The sequence below is a fragment of the Nocardiopsis sp. LDBS1602 genome, from assembly GCF_035818715.1.
In the GTDB taxonomy this organism is placed as follows: Bacteria; Actinomycetota; Actinomycetes; order Streptosporangiales; family Streptosporangiaceae; genus Nocardiopsis; species Nocardiopsis alba.
Genome location: NZ_JAYLVW010000001.1, coordinates 1660301 through 1677918, shown reverse-complemented (window position 1 = coordinate 1677918; position 17618 = coordinate 1660301). Strand labels below are relative to the sequence as shown.

Genomic DNA, 17618 nt, shown 5'->3' with positions numbered 1-17618 from the left:
GCGGAACACACCGGTCGGGGCACTACGGAGGGTCGGCGACACTGGGGACATGCCTTCCGTAGCCCTCGATGGTGAACCCGTCCCTCGCACCGGGGACCTTCCCGCGCACTCCCTCGCCGAGCTCGGGGACCGACCCCTCGGGTTCTACGTCCACGTGCCCTTCTGCGTCACCCGCTGCGGCTACTGCGACTTCAACACCTACACCGCCGACGAGCTCGTCTCCCGGGACGGCACCGCCACCGCCTCCCGGGAGACCTACGCCGGACAGGCGGTGGCCGAGATCGAGACGGCCGACCGCGTCCTGGCCGGAGAACGCCCTCGCGTGAGCACCGTGTTCGTCGGCGGAGGCACCCCCACCCTGCTCTCCGCCGAGGACCTGGGACGTATCGTCTCCGCGATCGGCGACCGCTTCGGGTTCGCCCCCGACGCGGAGATCACCACCGAGGCCAACCCCGAGACCGTCACCCCCGACTACCTGCGCCGTCTCAGGCGGGCCGGGTTCACCCGGGTCTCCTTCGGCATGCAGAGCGCACGCCCGCACGTCCTGCGCGTCCTCGAACGCGGGCACACCCCGGGCCGCCCCGAACAGTGCGTCACCTGGGCACGAGAGGCCGGGTTCGACCACGTCAACCTCGACCTCATCTACGGCACCCCCGGCGAGAGCGACGAGGACTGGGCCGCCTCACTGGAGGCCGCCATCGGGGCCGGCCCCGACCACGTCTCCGCCTACTCGCTCATCGTCGAGGAGGGGACCCGTCTGGCCGCCCGTGTCCGCCGAGGCGAACTCACCGAACCCGACGACGACGCCATGGCCGACCGCTACCTCATGGCGGACGAGGCCCTCGCGTCCGCCGGATACACGCCCTACGAGGTGTCCAACTGGGCGCGCACCGAAGAGGGACGCAGCGCCCACAACCTGCTCTACTGGACCGGCGGTCACTGGTGGGGCGTGGGACCCGGGGCGCACAGCCACGTCGGGGGGACCCGTTGGTGGAACGTCAAGCACCCCGCCGCCTACGCGGCCCGCCTGGCCGCCGGAGAGACCCCCGCCCAGGCGAGGGAGATCCTCACCGACGCCGAACGCCGCTTCGAACGGATCCTGCTCGAACTGCGGGTGGAGTCCGGCTGCCCGCTGGAGCTGCTCGACGCCCACGGACTGGCGGCCGCGGAACGGCTGGTCGCGGACGGGCTCCTGGACCCCCGCGCGCACGCCGAGGGCCGCGCCGTCCTGACCCGACGGGGACGGCTGCTCGCCGACGCCGTGGTCCGCGACCTCACCTGACCCGACGGACACGACGAAGGGGCCCGGCGTCGCCGGGCCCCTCTCGTACGTCGAGGACTACTTGATCCAGGAGACGTTGAACGGGTAGCGGTACCACTCGCCCTTGTTCGCGGCCATACCGCCCATGACGCCGAACACGATCGCGCACACCCACGCGGCGAACCAGGTGAGGTAGCCGATGATCAGGAGCATGAGCGGGAACGAGACGATGTAGACGATCAGGATCAGGATCTGGAAGTTCAGCGCCTGCGCCGCCTGGTCGCGGATGAAGGGGGACTCGTCCTTCTTGATCAGGTACATGATCAGCGGAACCAGGAGGCCGAGGAGGCCACCGCCCAGGTGGGAGATCAGACCCATGCTGCGCTCGTCGGCGTTGGGCTGACCGGTGGTCGCGGAGGAGGCCGCCGCGCCGGGGTGGGGCCCGTAACCGCCGTAGCCGCCGTAGCCACCGGGAGGGGGCGGGTAGCCGCCCTGGTCCTGCCCGGGGGGCGGGAAACCGCCCTGCTCGTGGCCCATGGGCGGGTACCCGCCCTGCTGAGGGTGCTCGCCGGGGTGACCGGGGGGAGGCGGATACCCGCCGGGCTGCCCCGGAGTCGGATACCCACCGGAGGGCTGTCCCCCCTGCGGCGGCGGATACCCGCCGTATCCGCCCTGGTTCTGCCCACCGTAGGGATCTTCGGGTGAGGGGTTTCCGGGATAGGACATGACTGGAATCCTTGAGGTGCGGGAACTGGGTCTACCTGCCGGTTCCGAGAGTACTTCGGCCTCGAGGCCGCGCGGAAACCGGAAATGAACACGGACACCACGACTTTCGAGGGTGTTCCGGAAGAAGGGTACGGCCGGTCACCGACACGTCGCCCGCCGGCACGTTCCGCGGGCCCCGCGATGGATCCCATGGCGCAAGGGTCATTTCAGGAGACGGAGGGCGAACGGGTAGCGGTTCCAGGCCCCGTTGTTCGCCCCCGACGCCGCGATCACGCCGAGGACGATCGCCACGAGCCAGATCAGGGCGACGAGTAGAGGGCCGATCCAGGCCAGATCCCCGAGGAAGAGCCCCAGGACGACGTAGAGCACCCCCGAGAGCAGATAGGGGATCAGCAGGGTGAGCTGGAAGTTCGTGGCCTCCGCAGCGTGATGCCGCGCGAACGGGGAACGCTCGCGTTCGGCGAGGTAGACGGCGAGCGGTGGGATCCAACCGAGGAAGGCGAACACGAAACCGGACAGGTGGGCGAGCATCGCCGCCAGGACGTCGCGGCCACCGCCGACCGGCGCGGGGGCGGCGGACACGGGGTGGGGCGCGCCCTGGCCGGGGTGTCCCCCCGGAACCGGAGCGCCCTGGGGAGCTTGAGGGGTCGGCGCGGGGTGCCCGCCCGACGGGTGATGTGGAGCCGGAGCCGGGTGATCCTGAGGGGGCCCCTGGGGCACGGGCGGAGTCGGAGGGGCGAAGTCCGGGCGCCCGCCCATCAAAGGCCGTCGTCCGAGGGTGTGATGGTCACCGGCCGCGGGCGGGGCCGGACGGGGAGAACCCTCAGGTCGCTGCGGAGGGGGCGCGGGATGCCCGCCCGACGGACCTCCCGGAGCGGGAGAGGCCCCCGGACCACCTCTCTGGTCCCGGTGCGGCGGCCACTGCCCCCGAGGCTCGTCCGGGGACGGGGGGTTCGACGGGGTCTCGCTCATGCTCTTCCTCGGTTCGACGGTCGGGACGTCGGGCGGACACACCACGACGGCGCCCGGGACCTCAGTCTTCCAGGGGGTGGGGGCCGGTGACGAAGTCGATGAGCTCCTCGACCCGCCCCAACAGGGAGGGTTCGAGATCACCGTAACCGCGGACCGAGCCGAGGATGCGCCGCCAGGCCTCGCCCGTCTCCATCCGCCAACCCAGCGCGGAGACCACCCCCTCCTTCCAGGGGAGCCCCCGAGGGACCTCGGGCCAGGCCCGGATCCCCACCGCCCCGGGGCGCACCGCCTGCCACACGTCCACGTACGGATGCCCCACCACGAGCACGTCCTCGCCCTGGACACGCTCGGCGATCCGGCTCTCCTTGGAGCCCGGGACCAGATGGTCCACCAGGACGCCCAGACGCCGCCCCGGTCCGGGGGAGAACTCCGCCACCACCGAGGGCAGATCGTCCACGCCCTCCAGGAACTCCACGGCCACACCCTCCACACGAAGGTCGTGACCCCACACCTTCTCCACCAGCTCCGCGTCGTGGGCGCCCTCGACGTAGATCCGACTCTCCCTGGCCGTACGAGCACGGGCGTCGGTCACCGCGATCGACCCCGAGGCGCTGCGCAACGGCCCCTTGGGCGCCTCACGAGGACGCACCAGGGTCACCGTGCGCCCCTCCAGGGAGAAGGCGGCCGGCTCCAGATCGAACACCCGCCGTCGACCGGCCCGATCCTCCAAGGTCACCGTGGCCTTGTCCCAGGCCACCACGGCCCCACAGAACGTCTCCTCGACGTCCTCCACGACCAGGTCGCGAGCGAGCGGTACCTCGGGCACCACGCTCGCGCCGCGTCGTCGTCGATCCTCCGCCAGAACGTCTCGGCCGTACCGACCGGTTCCCTTGGTAGCCACGGTGGTGCAGTGTACTGGTGAGAGGATCGGTGCTCCGGCGACCGTGTGCGGTAGGTCGCCGATCCACCGGGAAGAAGAGAGGGCGTCCCGGACGTTGCCCCCGGCGAGTAGCCGTGCGGGTTTGCGGTCGGGCATAGAATCGGCACTGAGGACCACGGAGTGCCAGGAGGTGGCGAGTTGCTGGATGAGCGCAAGCTCGCGGTCCTGCGTGCCGTCGTCGAGGACTTCGTCAACACCAACGAACCGGTCGGTTCCAGGGCGTTGGCCGACCGACACCCTCTCGGTGTCTCTCCGGCGACCATTCGCAACGACATGGTCGCGCTGGAGGAGGAGGGGTACATCACCCAGCCGCACACCAGTGCCGGACGGGTGCCCACGGACAAGGGGTACCGCCTCTTCGTGGACCGCCTCTCCTCGGTCAAACCCCTCTCCGCGGCGGAACGCCGCGCCATCGAGTCCTTCCTCGGCGGCGCCGTGGACCTCGACGAGATCGTCGCTCGCACGGTACGGCTGCTCGCGCAGCTCACCCGCCAGGTCGCGATCGTCCAGTACCCGTCGCTGACCCGCTCGTCGGTCCAGCACGTGGAACTCGTACCCCTCGGCGGCCACCGCATCATGATGGTCGTCATCACCAACACCGGCCGTGTCGAACAGCGGGTCATCGACGGCCTCGGCGTCGTCGACGAGAGCGTGGTGGAGGACCTGCGCTCCATGCTCAACCGCGCCATCGCCGGCAAACACCTCGGTGACGTGCCCGACGCGGTGGAGGACCTGCCCGCCCAGGTCGCGCCGGAGGACCGATCGTTCGCGATCGCCGTCCTCTCGGTCCTGTTGGAGAGCCTCGTCGAGCGGCACGAGGAGAAGATCGTCCTGGCGGGCACCGCCAACCTCGCGGCGGTCGACTTCGCGGCGAGCCTGCGGGACGTACTCGAAGCACTGGAAGAGAACATGGTCCTCATCCGTTTGTTGGGTGAGGCGAAGGACCCCTCGATGCTCACCGTGCGTATCGGCGCGGAGAACTTCCACGAGGGGCTTCGATCCACCTCCATCGTGTCGGCCGACTACGGTGTGGGAAACCAGTCGCTGGCCAAGATCGGTGTGGTGGGACCCACCCGGATGGACTACCCGGGGACGATGGGCGCCGTCCGTGCGGTGGCTCGGTATGTCGGACAGATTTTGGCAGGACAGTAACTCAGTGGCCAGAGACTATTACCAGGTTCTCGGGGTGCGTCGCGACGCGTCCAAGGACGAGATCAAGAAGGCGTACCGGCGGCTCGCGCGCGAGTTGCACCCGGACATCAACCCGGACCCGGCGACCCAGGAGCGCTTCAAGGAGGTGACCCAGGCCTACGAGGTCCTCTCCGACGAGAACAAGCGTCGGATGTTCGACATGGGCCAGGACCCCTTCGCTCCGGGCGGCGGGGGAGGGGCCGGCGGCTTCGGCGGCTCGGGCGGCTTCGCCTTCGACGACATCATGAACGCCTTCTTCGGCGGCGGCCAGCCCGGTGGGCGTGGGCCGCGCGAACGGGTCCGGCGCGGACGCAGCATCAAGATCCGCATCGAACTGGACCTGGTCGAGACCGCCTTCGGCGTGAGCAAGGAGATCACCTTCCCCACCGCCATCCTGTGCGAGACCTGCCAGGGTGAGGGGACGGCCGCCGGTTCGCACCGCACCACCTGCGAGATGTGCCACGGCCAGGGAGAGGTCTCCCAGGTCACGCGCTCCTTCCTGGGCCAGGTCATGACCTCGCGCCCCTGCCCGCAGTGCTCGGGCCAGGGCTCGGTCATCACCAACCCCTGCGGAGACTGCGCCGGAGAGGGGCGGGTCCGGGAGAAGGTCACCCGTACCGTCAAGATCCCCGCCGGTGTGGACGACGGCACCCGCATCCAGCTCGCCGGCGAGGGCGAGGTCGGCCCCAACGGCGGACCGCGCGGCGACATCATCCTGGAGATCGTGCAGAAGTCCCACCCGACGTTCGAACGTCGCGGCGACGACCTGCACTGCACCATCACCGTGCCGATGACGGCCGCGGCGCTGGGCGCCTCCTTCGCCTTCGACACCCTCGACGGCACCGAGAACATCGACCTGCGCCCGGGGACCAACTCCGGACACGTGATCACCCTGCCGGGCAAGGGCGTCACCCACCTCGACGGCGGAGGCCGGGGCGACCTGCGCATCCGGGTCGACGTGGAGACCCCCGGCAAGCTCGACGAGGAGCAGGAGGCCCTCCTGCGCAAGTTCGCCGAACTGCGCGGCGAGGACCAGAACCCGGGACGATTCAGCCCCGGACACGGCGGGTTCTTCTCCAAGATCCGTGACGCCTTCGGCGCGAACAAGTGACGCCGCCGGTCTTCCTGGTGGAGACCGGGGCCCTGGCCGCCGACCTGATCCGTCTCGACGGACCCGAGGGTCGGCACGCCGCCGCCGTCCGACGCATCCGTGAGGGCGAGACCGTCGATCTCTCCGACGGTCTCGGCCTCCGGGTCCGCTGCGAGGTGGTGGAGGTCGTCGGCAAGGACACCCTCCTCTGCCGAGTCTCCGAACGCCTGGACGAACCCGAGCCGCGACCACGGCTCACCGTGATCCAGGCCCTGCCCAAACGGGACCGCGGAGAACTGGCGGTCGAGACGATGACCGAGGCCGGGGTCGACGTCGTCGTCCCCTGGGCGGCCGAACGCTGCGTCACCCAGTGGAAGGGCGATCGAGGCTCCAAGGCCCTGGCCAAGTGGCGCTCCTGCGCTCGAGAGGCCGCCAAACAGGCCAGGCGTGCCCGGATGCCCGAGGTCACCGAACCGGTCGACCGCAAGGGCGCGGCCGAACTGCTCGCCGCGGCCGATCTGGCCGTGGTCCTGCACGAGGACGGCGCCGAACGGCTCTCCACGCTCACCCTCCCCGAAGCCCCCCACGACGGAGGCATCGTCCTGGTGGTGGGGCCGGAGGGAGGAGTATCCGACGCCGAACTCGCCGCCTTCGACGAGGCCGGCGCCGTACGGGCCCTACTCGGGCCCTCGGTCCTACGGACCTCCACGGCCGGAGTGGCGGCACTGTCGGTCCTCCAGGCGCGCACCGGACGCTGGTGACCGCACCCGGCACCGCCGGACCGCGAACACGAAGAGAACGAAAAGAGGAGGGGCCGCGCGATCGCGCGGCCCCTCCTCTTCGTACGACCGTGTCATGACACGGACCGTCGCGGTCACTCGACGGTGACGTTGTCCTCTTCGGAACCTCCACCGCCGCTTCCGCCGCCGTTCCCGGAACCGTCGCCGTTCGGCGACTCGTTGTCCTCGGGCTCCTTGTCCGGGTCGGAACCGGGATCGGTGCTCGGAGAGCTCGGGCCGGCCGTGGGCTCCTTCTCCGGATCGCAGTCGCGATCCTCGGGAGAGGAGGAACCCTCTCGGTCCCTCTCCCTGTCGGAACCCGAAGGCGAGGGGGAGGCCATGTCCGTGGGACGGCAGGAGGCGGCGGACTCCACCTTCTCCTCGTCCGACCCCTCCTCGGCGTCGGGGCTGGGCGAACCCTCTCGGTCCTTCTCCGGCTCCTCCGAGGCCCCACCACCATCGATGGCGGGGTCGGACTCGTCGGACGTCGCCACGACGTCGCCGTCGCGTTCCTCGCCCGCCACCGGAGGCGTACCCTCACGATCCGCGCCGGCGGGGACCATCTCCAACACCTGGTCGCGCACCTGGGGGCTGGAGATGATCACCGAGGCCACGATCAGGACCGCCGCCGCCACCGCGGCGACCGGACGTAGCCAGGGAAGGCCGAACCAGGACGAACGCCGATGCCGCTCGGTGCGTTCACGGATCAGGTTGAGGCCCTCGGCCGAGGGCGAGACGGTGTCCGCCTCCGCTTGGAGCATCCGGCGGAGCTGTTCCTCGAACTCCAGGTCGTTCTGGTCGTTTGGACTGCTCATGTGGTCTGCTCCAGTGCAGAGCGGAGCGCGGCGATACCACGGGAGGAGTGGCTCTTGACCGCACCTCGGCTGATGCCCATGGCGTCCGCGATCTGCGCTTCGGACAGGTCACCGTAGTACCGGAGCACGATGGCCTCTCGCTGACGAGTGGGTAGCTTGCGTAGGGCCCTGATGACCGCTTCGCGTTCCATCAGGTTCATGGCGCCGTGCTCGGCGCTGGGGGCGTCGGGTAGGGCCTTGGGGGCGTGCTTCTCCACGACCGCGCGGTGGCGCAGGACCGACCTGGCCTTGTTCACCACGGCCTGACGCAGATAGGACAGGGCCTTGCTGGGGTCCCGTAGACGGCGCCAGGCTCCGTGCATGGCCACGAAGGCGTCCTGAACGACTTCCTCCGCGGTCGCATGGTCCCGGACGAGAAGCGCGGCCAGCCTGACGAGGGGGCGGTAGTGCTCCCGGTAGAGCTCCGTCACGGCGTGGTCGGCGTCCCACTCGACCGCGAGTGGCGCCGTGGTGGCTCCGGCCACCATGGTTTCTGTCGTCACGTCAGTTCGACGCACACCCTTGTCGCGGGGTTTACGAAAGGGCATACCTCTTCTTTTCCAGGTAGACGCGCGTTCCGATTCGAAGGGGCCCGATCCGGTCGAAAGACGACGAGATCGGCGCTCATGACGCGCACGGACAGAAAGCCTATCGTGTCGCCGCTCGCGGCCGTCGAGGGAACGGAGATCGGCCCGGTTGCGGAAAGGTTGAGAGTTCATCTCCCCGGCCGGGGCCCTGCGACCGACCGATCCCTGCGGCATCATGGTGCCCGAACGCACCCGGAGGGCCCGACGGAGAACGGTCGGGCCGAGCGACGGAAGGTACGCGATGGTCGACCCCGACTGCCTTTTCTGCAAGATCGTGAAGGGGGAGGTGCCCGCGGACATCGTTCGCGAGACGGAGCGCACCCTCGCCTTCCGCGACATCAACCCCCAGGCCCCCACCCACGTCCTGGTGATTCCGCGCGAACACCACCGTGACGCCGTCGCGGCCGCCATCGCCGACAACGGCCTGCTGGACGAGATCGTCCGTGAGGCCCACCAGGTGGCCGAAGCCGAGGGCATCGCCGAGACCGGCTACCGGATCGTTCTCAACACGGGCCCCGGCGCCGGACAGACCGTCTTCCACCTCCACGCCCACGTGCTCGGCGGCCGCGGTCTCAACTGGCCCCCCGGATAGACGGTGACCGGTCCCGCCCGGTCCGGCCCCTTCGACACCGTCGACGAACGCCCGTCCGGCCCGGCGGCCGCCCGTTTTAACCGATCGTGCCCGCCGGGCCCGCGTTGGTAGAATCGAACCAGGGCTCATCGGTCGCTCCGGGTGTCTCGAACACCCGTGGTGACCACGGCGGCGCCGTCGACCGACCTCGGTGCCGGGCCCGGGACAATCCCCCGCCGTGGGGTACGTGACCGAAGGGTAAGGACAGCGGCCGCAAGGCCACACCATGGCCGAGTCAAATCACGCGCACCAGGACCAGGAGACCCAGGTCAAGGTCGTGGTGCCGGACGAACATACGATGGTCGGTCTGCTCGGCTCGGGAGACGAACTCCTCCGGGCCCTGGAGCGGGCCTTCGACAGTGACATCCACGTCCGCGGCAACGAGTTCACGATCACGGGCACCCCCGAGGAGACCGCCGTGGTGGTCCGCCTCGTGGAGGAGCTGATCGAGCTCGCCAAGAGCGGCACGCACATCACCCCCGACACGATCGGGCGCATGATCCACATGCTGCGCTCGCCCGGGAACGAGCGCCCCGCGGACGTGCTCACCACCAACATCCTGTCGAACCGGGGCAAGACGATCCGCCCCAAGACGCTGAACCAGAAGCGCTACGTCGACACCATCGACCGCAGCACCGTGGTCTTCGGCATCGGCCCGGCGGGGACCGGTAAGACCTACCTGGCGATGGCCAAGGCGGTCAAGGCCCTCCAGGACAAGGAGGTCAACCGGATCATCCTCACGCGTCCGGCGGTCGAGGCCGGTGAGCGTCTGGGATTCCTTCCGGGCACCCTCTACGACAAGATCGACCCCTACCTGCGGCCGCTCTACGACGCCCTGCACGACATGCTGGACCCGGACTCCATCCCCAAGCTGATGGCCGCCGGCACCATCGAGGTCGCCCCCCTGGCATATATGAGGGGTAGAACCCTTAATGACTCGTTCATCATCTTGGACGAGGCGCAGAACACCTCGCCCGAGCAGATGAAGATGTTCCTCACCCGGCTCGGCTTCGGCTCCAAGATCGTGGTCACCGGTGACGTCACCCAGGTGGACCTGCCCGGTGGACAGACCAGCGGGCTCCGGACCATCGAGAACATCCTGCGTGACATCGACGACATCGCCTTCTGCCGATTGAGCAGTGAAGATGTCGTCCGGCACCGGCTCGTGGGCCAGATCGTCGACGCCTACGGTCGCTACGACGCGGCCCAGGGCGTGAACGGCGACGGGGCCGGCCGGTCCCGACCTCGGCGTGGACGGCGCCCCTCCGGCGACATCCCGCGTACGGACCGCACCGAGGACGGCCCGGACCGGGCAGACTGAGAGGACGTACGGATGACACCGGCGGGTGGGCCCGCCACGTGCGGGCCCACCGCTGTCGGTACGGCGTCCGTTCTCCGAAGAACGTCCGGCGGCCCGTCCCGCCGATCACCACCGACCAAGTGAGGCACCCGCAACCGATGAGTATCGACGTCGCCAACGAGTCAGGCGTCTCCAGTGTGGACGAGGAGAGGCTCTCCCGTCTGGCCCGGCACGTGCTCGACGCCATGCGCGTCCACCCGTTGGCCGAGCTGTCCGTCGTGCTGGTGGACGAAGGCCCCATGACCGATCTGCACGTTCGCTGGATGGACGAGCCCGGCCCCACCGACGTGCTCTCCTTCCCCATGGACGAGCTGCGTCCCGGTGGCCCCGGCCGCACCAGCGACCCCGGTGTGCTCGGTGACGTGATCATCTGCCCGCAGGTCGCGGAGCGTCAGGGGGAGAAGGCCGGTCACGGCACCGAGGCCGAGATCGACCTGCTGTGCACCCACGGCATCCTCCACCTGCTCGGCTACGACCACGCCGAGCCCGAGGAGCACAAGGAGATGTTCGGTCTCCAAGGCGAGATCCTCGCCGCCTGGCGTGAGCGCGAGGCGGCCGGGGAGAGCACGTCCGAAGGGGACGAGACCGCCCGATGAGCGCCTCACTGTGGCCGGACCCCGCCTCGATGGGCGGGGCGGAGCCCTGGGTGTGGATCGTGGCCCTCGCGGTGGCCCTGGCCCTCACCGGGATCGCCGGTTTCCTGGTGGCGGCGGAGGTCGCCGTCACGAGGGTGATGGCGGTCGGCATGGAGGCGACCTACGGTGAGCGGGCCGTCAAGGCGAGCCCCGCCTGGGAGCGGGTCGCCGCGGACACCACCGCCCACCTGAACACGCTGTTGTTCCTGCGCGTGGTGTGCGAGGTCTGCGCGGTCCTGGCGGCCGCCGTGGGCATGCTGTTCCTGTGGGGGCCGGGGTGGCCCGCGCTGGTGGTCACCGCGCTCGTGATGATCGTGGTGGAGTGCGTGCTCATCGCCGTCACCCCCAGGATCCTGGGCCGTCAGTTCGCCGGGCCCATCGCCAGGGTCAGCGCCACCGTCGTGCATCCGCTCCGGTTCGTGCTCGGTCCGCCGGCCCGACTGCTGGTGGGGGCGGGACGCGCGCTCACCCCGCGTGGAAAGGGCGATCGTGAGGGGCCGTTCAGCAGTGAGGTCGAGCTGCGCAAGCTGGTGGACCTGGCCGAGCGCGGAGAGGTGATCGACGCCGAGGAACGGCAGATGATCCATTCCGTGTTCAAGCTCGACGACACCTCCGTCCGCGAGGTCATGGTGCCCCGGCCCGACATCGTCTTCACCAACCGCGCGGCCGACGCCGACGCGGTCCTCACCCTGGCGCTGGCCAGCGGATACTCGCGGATCCCGGTCACGGGCGAGGACGAGGACGACGTGGTCGGCATCGTCTATCTCAAGGACCTCGTGGAGCGGTTGCGCGATCGGTGGGCGGCGGCCGCCGGTGGGGCCGAGGAGGTTCCGTTGACGGCGGGCGACGTGATGCGTCGTGCCACCTACATTCCCGACACCAAGCCCATCGACGAGTTGTTGCGCGAGATGCAGAAACAGCGCAACCACGTCGCGGTCGCCATCGACGAGTACGGCGGTACCGCCGGGCTGGTGACCCTGGAGGACATCGTGGAGGAGATCGTCGGTGAGATCACCGACGAGTACGACCACGAGATCCCTCCGGTGGAGCGGTTGGACGAGGATCGTGTCCGGGTGACCGCGCGGTTGCCTCTGGGCGAGCTCGCCGAGCTCTTCCCCGACCGGGACCTGGAGGTGTCCGACGTGGAGACGGTGGGCGGTCTGGTGGCGTTCGTGCTGGGTCGGGTCCCGGCCGGAGGCGCCCAGGCGGAATACGCTGGACTCAGACTCACTCTGGAGGGCAAGAGCAGCCGCCGCAACCGGATGACGACGGTTCTGGTGGAACGGCTCCCGGTCGAGGAGACCGAGTCCGAAGGGGACAAGGACAAGCACACGAGGAGCACGGACCAGTGACGGACACGACGGGGCTCGGCCCCGAGGACGGCAAGCTCATCACGCTCGCGCGGGCCTCTCGGGCCCGTAACGCGGCCTCCGAGGGCGCCGCGGTGCGCGACGAGACGGGGCGCACGTACGTGGCCACCACGGTGGACCTGCCCTCGCTCAGGCTCTCCGCGCTCCAGGCGGCGGTGGCGGCGGCGGTCTCGAGCGAGGCCACCGCGCTGGAGGCCGCGGCGGTCGTCACCACGGCCGAGGCCCTGACCGAGGACGACCGCTCGGTGATGGACGATCTGAAGACCCAGGTGGTGGTGATCGCCGCCCCCGACGGGGTGCCCGCGAGCATCACCCGGCGCTGAGAAGGACACATGAACGACCTCGACCTCGAGAAGCTGCGGGTCCCTCTGGAACTCCCCTCCTATCCGGAGGGCTTCCGGAGCGGCTTCGTGTGCTTCGTGGGCCGCCCGAACGTCGGCAAGTCCACCTTGATGAACGCGCTGGTCGGGCAGAAGGTGGCGATCACCAGCAACCGTCCCCAGACCACTCGACGGACGGTGCGCGGGATCGTGCATCGCCCCGAGGCGCAGCTGATCATCGTGGACACTCCCGGGCTGCACAAGCCCCGGACCCTGTTGGGGGAACGGCTCGACTCCCTGGTGCGGTCCACGCTGGTCGAAGTGGACGTGATCGCGTTCTGTCTGCCGGCCGATGAGCCGATCGGCCGGGGCGACACCTACATCGCCAAGGAGTTGGCCGCGCAGACCCGCACCCCGGTGGTGGCCCTGGTGACCAAGGCCGACCTGGTCGACAAGGCGGCTCTCGGTGAGCATTTGATGGCCGTCGACGAGTTGGGGGACTGGGCCGACATCGTTCCGGTGTCGGCGCGGGGCGGCTATCAGTTGGACACCGTCACCGACGTGCTCTGTTCGCATCTTCCGGAGGGGCCGCCGCTCTACCCGGACGGCGATCTCACCGACGAGCCCGACGAGATGCTCGTCGCGGAGCTGGTCCGGGAGGCCGCCTTGGAGGGGGTCCGGGACGAGCTTCCGCATTCGATCGCGGTGGTCGTCGACGAGATGTACGAGCGTGAGAACACCAAGCCGGGCAAGGAATTGGTGGACATCTACGCGTCTTTGTACGTGGAGCGCCCCAGTCAGAAGGCGATCGTGATCGGTACGAAGGGTTCGCGTCTGCGCGACGTGGGCTCTCGTGCCCGTAAGCAGATCGAGGGTCTTCTGGGGCAGCGGGTCTTCCTCGACCTGCGGGTGCGTGTGGCCAAGGACTGGCAGCGCGATCCCAAGCAGCTGCGGAAGCTGGGTTTCGACCAGCAGACCTGAGGATGGACGAGGGGCCCTGGCCGTTTTCGGTCAGGGCCCCTCGTGCTGTCGCGGGCCGGGTCCCGCTTCGCGTCGTCGGACATGGTCCAGGGACGGGCGGGGCGGGTCAGCTCTGGTTGTTGAGGTCGATGGCCAGGACGGTGGCGCAGTTCTGCACGATGGGCGCGGCCCGGTCGACGAAGTCCCATCCCACGCGGGCCTCGGGGCCGGAGACGGAGACGGCCATGCCGGAGGGGGCGTCCTTGACGGGGACGGCGACGCAGCGGACGCCGACCTCCTGTTCGCCGTCGTCGATGGCGTAGCCGGTCTCGCGGATGCGGTGGAGTTCGGCGAGGAAGGCGTCGGGGTCGGTGATGGTGCGGTCGGTGGCGGCGGGCATGCCGGTGCGTCGGACGGTGGCCAGGGCCTCTTCGTCGCTGAGCTGGGACAGGAGGGCCTTGCCGACGCCGGCGGAGTGGGGCAGGACGCGGCGTCCGACCTCGGTGAACATGCGCATGGCGTGGGGTGAGGGGACCTGGGCGACGTAGATGACCTTGTCGCCGTCGAGCATGGCGAGGTTGGCGGTCTCTCCGAGGTCCTCGACGAGTTGGGCCAGGTGGGGGCGGGCCCAGGTGCCGAGCATCTGGGCGGCCTTGTCACCGAGTCCGATCAGGCGGGGGCCCAGGGCGTAGCGGCGGGAGGGGAGCTGGCGCACGTAGCCGTTGCCGACCAGGGTCCGGATGATCCGGTGGATGGTGGGCAGCGGGAGTCCGGAGGAGTCGGCGAGTTGGCTCAAGGAGGCCTCGCCGCCCTGCTCGGCCATGATCTCCAGGAGGGAGAACGCGCGGTCGAGGGACTGGACGCCACCGGGACGACGGGACGTCTCCACGGTGCTGCGGGGTTGGTCCATAGGGGGGGTCTGTGAGGCTGACAAGGGTCGTGCTCCCATGCTGAGGGCCGCTAGGTCACTGGTTCATTCTGCAATACGAAAGGCGCTTTTCGCTCTTACTCGCCCATGGAAGATCTCCGTCTCGCATCATGATACCGCCCGAACCCCTTGTTCTTCCGAATAGCAGAAGTTAATATCCGCATGTAGAAAACTGATCCCGGCTCCCGTAGGGGGAGCCCGGTTCCGTCGACGGAGGAGGACACCACACGTGGCGAGCGACATCCCGTCCGGTCTGACCGACCTGGCCACCGAACTCGACACCCGCCTGGCCGAGGCCGACGAGCGCCTCGCACGGGAGTACCCGGGCAACAACGGTGGTCGCCAGCCCATCCACAGCGTCTACGTCCCCGCCGACAAGGTCGGCGCCGGCCTGGCCACCGACTGGGGCAAGAAGGCCCTGGAAGCGCTGGAGGAGTTCGCCCCCAAGGCCTCCGACCTGGCCGAGGCCACCGGCCTGAGCGAAGAGGCCGTCGCCGACGCCCTGCCCCGGGTCCGGGAGAAGCTCACCCGGGAGCCCATCGAGGACCTGCGCGCCGACTTCGAGGACGGCTACGGCGACCCCGGTGACGAGGCCGAGGACGCCGACGCGCGCGCCGTCGCCCGCGCGTTCGCCGCCGACCTGAGGAACGGGGAGGCCACCCCCTACTTCGGTATCCGCATGAAGGGCATGGAGGCCCCCGGCCGTCACCGCGGCGTGCGTACGCTCGGCCTCTTCCTCCAGACCCTTCTGGACGAGCACGGCTCCCTCCCGGAGAACCTGGTGCTCACCCTGCCCAAGATCACCTCGGTGGAGCAGGTCGAGGCCATGACCTGGCTGAGCGGCCGCCTGGAGGAGCGCTTCGGTCTTCCGGCCGGGCGTCTGGGCTTCGAGCTCCAGATCGAGACCCCGCAGTCGATCCTGCTGACCGACGGCACCGCCGCGGTCGCGCGGATGATCCAGGCCGGCGAGGGTCGGGTCACCGCCCTGCACTACGGCACCTACGACTACAGCGCCTCCTGCGGTATCACCGCCGCGTACCAGAGCCTGGCCCACCCGGCCGCGGACCACGCCAAGGCCGTCATGCAGGTGGCCGCCGCCGGCACCGGCGTGTGGCTGTCCGACGGCGGTAGCAACATCCTGCCGGTCGGCACCCGTCAGGAGGTCCACTCGGCCTGGAGGCTGCACGCCGACCTGATCCGTCGCTCGCTGGAGCGCGGCTACTACCAGGGCTGGGACCTGCACCCGAACCAGCTCACCATCCGTTTCCTGGCCACCTACGCGTTCTACCGCGAGGCCTTCGCCCCGGCCGCCGCCCGACTCAAGGCCTACCTGGGCCAGGCCTCCGGCAACGTGATGGACGAGCCCGCCACCGCCCAGGCGCTGGCCTCGGTGCTGGCCGGTGGCCTGCGCTGTGGCGCGCTGGAGGAGACTGAGGTGGTCGAGGCCTGCGGGACCGACGCCGCGAGCATCGAGAACCTCGCCACCCGCCGGGCCGGACAGGAGAAGAAGTAGGGATGGCAGAACACGAACTGGTGGTGCGGGCCGCCCGCGCCGTCACCCCTGAGGGGGAGCGTCCCGTCAGCGTGGTGGTGGACGGTGGCCGGATCACCGACGTCCTCGACGGCGTGGACGCCACGGTCGACGCCGACCGCGAGCTGCGTCTGGCCGAGGACGAGGTCCTGCTGCCCGGGCTGGTCGACAGCCACGTGCACGTCAACGAGCCCGGCCGCACCGAGTGGGAGGGTTTCGCCAGCGCCACGCGCGCGGCCGCCCTGGGCGGTGTGACCACGATCGTGGACATGCCCCTCAACAGCGTTCCCCCCACGACCACCACCGAGGGCCTCAAGGCCAAGCGGGCCGCGGCCGAGGGCAAGCTCGCCGTGGACGTGGGCTTCTGGGGCGGTGCCGTGCCGGAGAACACCGGTCCGGACACCACGGGCGTGCTGTCCGACCTGTGGTCGGAGGGCGTGTACGGGTTCAAGGCGTTCCTCTCGCCCTCGGGCGTGGACGAGTTCGGCCACCTGACCGCCGAGCGTCTGGAGGCGGCCGCCACCGCCATCCAGGCCTTCGGTGGCCGGCTGATCGTGCACGCCGAGGACCCGAAGGTGCTGGACTCGGCGCCCGCGGCCTCGGGTCGTGAGTACGCCGACTTCCTGGCCTCCCGTCCGGACGAGGCGGAGAACGCGGCGATCTCCCTGGTGATCGAGACGGCCCGGCGCACCGGGGTGCGGGCGCACATCCTGCACCTGTCGAGCGCGTCGGCGCTGCCGCTGATCGCCCGGGCCAAGGAGGAGGGGGTGGCTCTCACGGTCGAGACCTGCCCGCACTACCTCACCCTGGCGGCCGAGGAGGTCCCGGCGGGGGCCACCAGCTACAAGTGCTGTCCGCCGATCCGAGACTCGGCCAACCGCGACCTGCTGTGGCGGGCGCTGCGCGACGGGCTGATCGACTGCGTGGTCACCGACCACTCGCCGAGCACCCCGGACCTGAAGCACCTGGACACCGGTGACTTCGGTACCGCCTGGGGCGGCGTGGCCGGTCTCCAGGTGGGCTTCGCGGCCGTGTGGACCGAGGCGTCCGGCCGTGGCGTGCCGCTCGCCGAGGTGGTGCGGTGGATGTCCGCCTCTCCCGCGGCCGTGGCCGGGGTCGAGGGCAAGGGTTCCATCGCGGTCGGGAACGACGCCGACCTGGCGGTGTTCGCCCCGGAGGAGGCCTTCCAGGTGGAGGCGCGCTCCCTGGCGCACCGCAACCCGGTGAGCGCCTACGACGGCGCCGACCTCAAGGGCCGGGTGCGTCGCACCCTCCTGCGCGGTGTCGAGATCACCGCCGACAGCGTCTCCGGTCGCATGATCGCGCGCTCCTGAGCGACGCTCCGATGAGGGCGCCCCGCCGCACGGCGGGGCGCCCTCTCGCGTTCCGGGGGAGAGGGCGCGGGCGAGGCCCGGGCAGGCGAAAGGGGGAGGGCACCGTTCGTGGTGCCCTCCCCCTTCGGCGCTCGCGCGTCGACCGGGCG

18 protein-coding genes are annotated in these 17618 nt (G+C 70.1%); 12 read left to right on the top strand and 6 right to left on the bottom strand.

The window, feature by feature from the left end:
* Positions 1 to 49 precede the first annotated feature (49 nt).
* Positions 50 to 1282, top strand: a complete 1233-nt coding sequence (gene hemW / locus U9J66_RS07645) for a radical SAM family heme chaperone HemW (RefSeq protein WP_326337363.1) — start codon at positions 50 to 52, stop codon at positions 1280 to 1282.
* Positions 1283 to 1339: 57 nt separating this feature from the next.
* Here the strand turns inward: hemW and U9J66_RS07640 are convergent, their stop codons facing one another.
* From U9J66_RS07640 to U9J66_RS07630, 3 genes are all read right to left on the bottom strand, one after another.
* Positions 1340 to 1987: a DUF4870 domain-containing protein gene (locus U9J66_RS07640; RefSeq protein WP_326337362.1), complete on the bottom strand. Its 648-nt coding sequence runs from the start codon at positions 1985 to 1987 to the stop codon at positions 1340 to 1342.
* Between the two features lie 201 nt (positions 1988 to 2188).
* A complete protein-coding gene (locus U9J66_RS07635; RefSeq protein WP_161111485.1) occupies positions 2189 to 2569 on the bottom strand; it encodes a DUF4870 domain-containing protein in 381 nt (126 codons plus the stop codon).
* A 451-nt stretch (positions 2570 to 3020) separates the two neighbouring features.
* Entirely contained in the window at positions 3021 to 3860 is an 840-nt protein-coding gene (locus tag U9J66_RS07630; protein ID WP_042281133.1) for a DUF3097 domain-containing protein, read from the bottom strand.
* A gap of 177 nt (positions 3861 to 4037) precedes the next feature.
* Here U9J66_RS07630 and hrcA point away from each other — a divergent pair, with 177 nt between their 5' ends.
* From hrcA to U9J66_RS07615, 3 genes are read left to right on the top strand one after another with little or no spacing between them, the layout of a single operon-like run.
* On the top strand, positions 4038 to 5051 hold the full coding sequence (gene hrcA / locus U9J66_RS07625; RefSeq protein WP_014910672.1) for a heat-inducible transcriptional repressor HrcA: 1014 nt from the start codon (positions 4038 to 4040) through the stop codon (positions 5049 to 5051).
* A 4-nt stretch (positions 5052 to 5055) separates the two neighbouring features.
* A complete protein-coding gene (dnaJ, locus tag U9J66_RS07620) occupies positions 5056 to 6201 on the top strand; it encodes a molecular chaperone DnaJ (protein ID WP_014908589.1) in 1146 nt (381 codons plus the stop codon).
* On the top strand, positions 6198 to 6941 hold the full coding sequence (locus U9J66_RS07615; protein ID WP_042281130.1) for a 16S rRNA (uracil(1498)-N(3))-methyltransferase: 744 nt from the start codon (positions 6198 to 6200) through the stop codon (positions 6939 to 6941). Before dnaJ ends, U9J66_RS07615 begins: the two co-directional genes overlap by 4 nt.
* Positions 6942 to 7054: 113 nt before the next feature.
* On the opposite strand, the gene U9J66_RS07610 is transcribed toward U9J66_RS07615, so the two are convergent.
* The gene (locus U9J66_RS07610; protein ID WP_326337361.1) at positions 7055 to 7774 is read right to left on the bottom strand and encodes a hypothetical protein; all 720 of its coding nucleotides are present in this window, start codon (positions 7772 to 7774) and stop codon (positions 7055 to 7057) included.
* The gene (locus tag U9J66_RS07605) at positions 7771 to 8301 is read right to left on the bottom strand and encodes a SigE family RNA polymerase sigma factor (RefSeq protein ID WP_014913082.1); all 531 of its coding nucleotides are present in this window, start codon (positions 8299 to 8301) and stop codon (positions 7771 to 7773) included. The genes U9J66_RS07610 and U9J66_RS07605 overlap by 4 nt, the downstream gene beginning before the upstream one ends.
* A 340-nt stretch (positions 8302 to 8641) precedes the next feature.
* On the opposite strand from U9J66_RS07605, the gene U9J66_RS07600 reads away from it, so the two are divergent.
* From U9J66_RS07600 to era, 6 genes are all read left to right on the top strand, one after another.
* On the top strand, positions 8642 to 8992 hold the full coding sequence (locus tag U9J66_RS07600) for a histidine triad nucleotide-binding protein (RefSeq protein ID WP_014910486.1): 351 nt from the start codon (positions 8642 to 8644) through the stop codon (positions 8990 to 8992).
* A 265-nt stretch (positions 8993 to 9257) separates the two neighbouring features.
* Positions 9258 to 10352 (top strand): PhoH family protein, encoded by a 1095-nt coding sequence (locus tag U9J66_RS07595; RefSeq protein ID WP_161111487.1) that lies wholly within the window; start codon positions 9258 to 9260, stop codon positions 10350 to 10352.
* Between the two features lie 137 nt (positions 10353 to 10489).
* Positions 10490 to 10987: an rRNA maturation RNase YbeY gene (ybeY, locus tag U9J66_RS07590; protein ID WP_014911437.1), complete on the top strand. Its 498-nt coding sequence runs from the start codon at positions 10490 to 10492 to the stop codon at positions 10985 to 10987.
* On the top strand, positions 10984 to 12378 hold the full coding sequence (locus U9J66_RS07585) for a hemolysin family protein (RefSeq protein ID WP_014911378.1): 1395 nt from the start codon (positions 10984 to 10986) through the stop codon (positions 12376 to 12378). The genes ybeY and U9J66_RS07585 overlap by 4 nt, the downstream gene beginning before the upstream one ends.
* Positions 12375 to 12719, top strand: a complete 345-nt coding sequence (locus U9J66_RS07580; protein WP_014910533.1) for a hypothetical protein — start codon at positions 12375 to 12377, stop codon at positions 12717 to 12719. The genes U9J66_RS07585 and U9J66_RS07580 overlap by 4 nt, the downstream gene beginning before the upstream one ends.
* A 9-nt stretch (positions 12720 to 12728) precedes the next feature.
* Positions 12729 to 13697 (top strand): GTPase Era, encoded by a 969-nt coding sequence (era, locus tag U9J66_RS07575; RefSeq protein ID WP_014909919.1) that lies wholly within the window; start codon positions 12729 to 12731, stop codon positions 13695 to 13697.
* Positions 13698 to 13803: 106 nt separating this feature from the next.
* On the opposite strand, the gene U9J66_RS07570 is transcribed toward era, so the two are convergent.
* Positions 13804 to 14586, bottom strand: coding sequence for an IclR family transcriptional regulator (locus U9J66_RS07570; protein WP_017534185.1), 783 nt, complete (start codon positions 14584 to 14586; stop codon positions 13804 to 13806).
* 247 nt (positions 14587 to 14833) lie between these two features.
* Between U9J66_RS07570 and U9J66_RS07565 the strand changes: the two genes are divergently transcribed.
* Positions 14834 to 16117 (top strand): DUF6986 family protein, encoded by a 1284-nt coding sequence (locus U9J66_RS07565; protein WP_017534184.1) that lies wholly within the window; start codon positions 14834 to 14836, stop codon positions 16115 to 16117.
* Between the two features lie 2 nt (positions 16118 to 16119).
* Positions 16120 to 17469 (top strand): allantoinase AllB, encoded by a 1350-nt coding sequence (allB, locus tag U9J66_RS07560; protein WP_161111489.1) that lies wholly within the window; start codon positions 16120 to 16122, stop codon positions 17467 to 17469.
* Positions 17470 to 17618: the final 149 nt, after the last annotated feature.